This window comes from Candidatus Eisenbacteria bacterium (genome assembly GCA_030017955.1).
In the GTDB taxonomy this organism is placed as follows: Bacteria; Eisenbacteria; RBG-16-71-46; order JASEGR01; family JASEGR01; genus JASEGR01.
This window is the reverse complement of record JASEGR010000145.1, coordinates 1-3353: the sequence shown is the minus strand read 5'-3', so window position 1 is coordinate 3353 and position 3353 is coordinate 1. Positions and strand designations below refer to the sequence as shown.

7 protein-coding genes are annotated in these 3353 nt (G+C 57.5%); 1 reads left to right on the top strand and 6 read right to left on the bottom strand.

Translation table 11 applies throughout. The features are described 5' to 3' along the window. Positions 1-372, top strand: a 372-nt coding sequence (locus tag QME66_13045; protein ID MDI6809877.1) for a hypothetical protein, incomplete at its 5' end; no start/stop codon positions are given. 24 nt (positions 373-396) lie between these two features. Here QME66_13045 and QME66_13040 read toward each other — a convergent pair. The 6 genes from QME66_13040 to QME66_13015 all read right to left on the bottom strand — a co-directional run. Further along, positions 397-552, bottom strand: a complete 156-nt coding sequence (locus tag QME66_13040) for a hypothetical protein (GenBank protein ID MDI6809876.1) — start codon at positions 550-552, stop codon at positions 397-399. Between the two features lie 150 nt (positions 553-702). Continuing rightward, the gene (locus QME66_13035; GenBank protein ID MDI6809875.1) at positions 703-930 is read right to left on the bottom strand and encodes a hypothetical protein; all 228 of its coding nucleotides are present in this window, start codon (positions 928-930) and stop codon (positions 703-705) included. Next, positions 927-1466: an EcoRI family type II restriction endonuclease gene (locus QME66_13030; GenBank protein MDI6809874.1), complete on the bottom strand. Its 540-nt coding sequence runs from the start codon at positions 1464-1466 to the stop codon at positions 927-929. The genes QME66_13035 and QME66_13030 overlap by 4 nt, the downstream gene beginning before the upstream one ends. A gap of 15 nt (positions 1467-1481) precedes the next feature. Then, positions 1482-1643, bottom strand: coding sequence for a hypothetical protein (locus QME66_13025; protein MDI6809873.1), 162 nt, complete (start codon positions 1641-1643; stop codon positions 1482-1484). Further along, entirely contained in the window at positions 1618-2934 is a 1317-nt protein-coding gene (locus tag QME66_13020; GenBank protein ID MDI6809872.1) for a DNA adenine methylase, read from the bottom strand. The genes QME66_13025 and QME66_13020 overlap by 26 nt, the downstream gene beginning before the upstream one ends. Positions 2935-3003: 69 nt before the next feature. Next, positions 3004-3353 (bottom strand): transposase (locus QME66_13015; protein MDI6809871.1); only part of this gene is annotated, 350 nt, incomplete at its 5' end.

Genomic DNA, 3353 nt, shown 5'->3' with positions numbered 1-3353 from the left:
CGCCTCATGGCGCGACTGATCGCCTTGGTCTACAACTGGTGGAACATCTTTACCCGTCTTGCCCATCCCGACCAGCATCTGGAGGCAGCCACCTCCCGGCCTCTGCTGCTCTATGCCGTCGGTCGCCTGGTCACGACTGCCCGGCGCAAGATCATCCGGCTGACTTCCACCCACGCGCTTTCCGAGCAGATCCGCTTGGTTCTCACTCGCATCGGCGGGTTCCTCAACCGTTTGGCGCAAACCGCGGAGCAGTTGAGCATCGAGGCGATCTGGGCCCTCATTCTATCGGCAGCTTTCATCAAATGGCTCCGGGGAAAAGCGCTTCACCCCGTTGCCGAGGATCAGCAGATGGTGCTGAGACTTCTCGGATGAACAAGGCAACTGCTCTTTTTAGGCTCAATGCTCCTTCGGAACCCGTCGCCGGATTTCCTGGTCCTCTTCGGCGTCAAGGTCGAAGTCATCGGCATCGTCGAGGCTCAGAATCACGTCGTGTTCCAGGCCCGCGCGTTCGCTGGCAGAAAGCCCCGTCAACTTGCCGCGGATCTGCTGCACGGTCCTTCTCATGATCGAAGAGCACCACTGGCAGGGTCGTTTATCAACTTCTCTTCCCGTAGAAGGGCACACCTGAGGGGCGCTGAAAGGCCGCCATCTGCGGCGGCCTTTCAGCGTACGTGTCCAGATGTCTGTTCTGCCTTCCGTTTTTCAGGAAGCCAAGGCAAACGCTTTGGACACAGTCATCGGAAGCTCGATGGGGAGGAAGAAGTCGCGGGGGTAGAGATAGTCCTCCCCGGATTCGTCCACCAGTCTGAGCATCCCGTGCACTTCGGCATCGGGATCGGGGATCACCTCGTAGATCTTCCTCAGTTCGAGGGAGGCGGTGTAGCCCTCGTTCCGCACACATACAACGTACTGTGCTGCGTCGGTCTTCATTCCGATTCCCGGAAATGGGCTTCCCTGTGCTTCGAGAAGTAGTAGAGGACCGACCGGCGGGCAATGTCGCGCATGACCGTGACCATTTCATCAACTGTCCATTTCTCGAGCCGAAAGTAGAAACTCCCCCGGTTGAACTTGCCTCCCTCCTCATTGTGGAGATAAGTCTTGTTCAACTTCCCGAACATGGCCATTGTGCTCACGCGATCCAGAATCGATGAATCCGGGTTGAAGTCACACCCGTAGCCGAAACAGACGAAAGGGAAGATGGACTCGCGCATCAGCGCAGTGCGAAGTCCGATGAGATTCTTCCCCAGTCGTTCGATGGCGTTGCCCTTCGCCTGCTGTGGTAGTCCTTCCTGTGCGCGCAGGTCGTTTGTGCCTTGGTTCTTCACCTCGGCAATCAGGATGGGATACGAGAGTTTGTCGCCCGGTTTTCCTTGGATGTACAGGATGCCGCCGTCGGGTCGGATGGAACTGCTGTCGAAGTGGTAGTGGAACTTCACATCGGGATAGGTGTGGCGGAGTTCCGCCACAATGTCTTTGAGGCGTCACTGCTTCCCATGCACCAGAGAAATCTTCCGCCCGAACTCCTTCGTCAGGGACTCGACAACCCGAAACAGAGCCTGAACGACGTCCGATTCCTGTTTCTTGGACGTGACATTGATGACTGTTCCGGCCCGTTGCTCACGGAGCTGGTGTTTGCGCGCCATAGGGTTCCCTCGCTCCTTCAAACAACATCAGTTGTGCCTGCTTCTCAATCACATACTCCGGATGCTCGTTCAGGACGGTTTCTTCCTTTGACTGAACGGCGTTCCGCAACTCGTCAACCGAAACGTCGGATTCCCGGTGCGTATCTAGCACGATCACAAACTCGACGTTCATCGGTTTCTCGGAGAACCTTTGAGAACTGACGCGGTATCGCTTGTAGCCGCGCATTTCGATTCTGACATGGCCGCGCCCGATGTTTGCGGCCAGCATGGCCTCAAGGGGGATCGTGCCGTCGGTGCTGTAGCTGGTCAAAATGAACCGGGCGTTGAGTGTTTCGATCAGTTTCCGGTAGGCTCTCGGGGCCTCATCGGCGTAATTGTATGCGCTTCTGCGCTCGGTTCGCCAATCCAAGCGTATGGCCGACTTCGTCCCGGGTGTGATGGTCGGACTCAGTTCTGGATGATCCCAAAGCGCGACGGTATTCAGGACGTGGTAGTTGCTCCCGTAGGGGTGCTGATTGTAGGGCGGATCGAGGTAGGCAACGTCTATCTCCTTGTCCTGCAGGGTGACGGCCACCTTCTGCGCATCGTCGCAAAGGACATCGTTTTCCATGGCGTTGTCAAAGAATACTGCCGGCGAAAGCGAGAGGTCACCCGCAATCCGATACAACGCTGTTCCAGTCTGTCCTCCCCACCCGTTGTGAAACCCCTTGAACACTCCGCTTGTGTTGCTGGTGTAGCAGGTCTGATAGAGAAGCGGCGCGAGAAGGCAATCCTCCTCGCGCTGGTCAATAGCGCCGGACTTCCGCCAATCAAGAAGCCGCATCCGAATGGCGTCAATCCGCATCCCGTTCTTCCGCATGTAGAACATCCAGTCCACTTCTATGTCGTAGTGGGTGTCATATCGCGGACAAAGGTGGTTCGTGATCCAATCGACCTTCCCCGGAAGCGCGTTGAGGGCCTCAACTGCCGCCTCGTAACCTCCGAGCGCAGCGAAAGCAGGCGCCTGATTGCAGCCAATGTAGCAGCTGTTTATGACCCGACTATAGGGTTCCCAGTCGTTTGCAATGACTCGGCAGCCGAGGGTCTTTGCCAGCCGCGCGACCACGCCGCTGCCCGCAAACATGTCCAGGAAGACGGGGGCCTGTCCCCTCGTCGTGTGCTTCAGTGCTTCGACAATAAGGTCAAGCAACTTGCGCTTGTTGCCGATGTAAGGGATCAACTGGTTGAACACGAAGTCCGTTGTGCGGACGGCGGCGTGCCTTCTTCTAATGTATGTCGTTCCTGCAATCACGGTTCACCTTTGGTCAAGTCCGGATTTTCCTGTAAAAGCTGACAGGACATAATCTCCACGAATGGTCTCCTACGCGACCAGTTTTGCCGGGTCAGGATCCTCCCAGGCGGAGTCCGGGTCCACCGCCATTTGCTTCAGACGTGCTTCGATGTATGGCTTGATCCTCACGCCGCGCCACCCCTCGGAAGCATCGACGAGGACCGCAAACATGAGCGACAACCCGCCGGCTTCGGATGAGAAGCGTGGAATGACCTTTGTCCGCCGTTTGCCCTCACCGAAAAGCCGCTCGAGAAGGTTCGTCGCGCGGATTTGGCGGCGGTGCAGGAACGGGAACTTCAACGCCGTGAGGCACTCCTCCAGATCGCGCTCCAGGCACTTCATCGCTTCGGGGAATGCCTCGCGGTGTTCGGCGATGATCG

What these genes read in the sequence shown, in the direction of transcription:
- QME66_13035 (MDI6809875.1), bottom strand. Translation starts at nt 930, where the DNA reads ATGAAGACCGACGCAGCACAGTACGTTGTATGTGTGCGGAACGAGGGC.
- QME66_13025 (MDI6809873.1), bottom strand. Translation starts at nt 1,643, where the DNA reads ATGGCGCGCAAACACCAGCTCCGTGAGCAACGGGCCGGAACAGTCATC.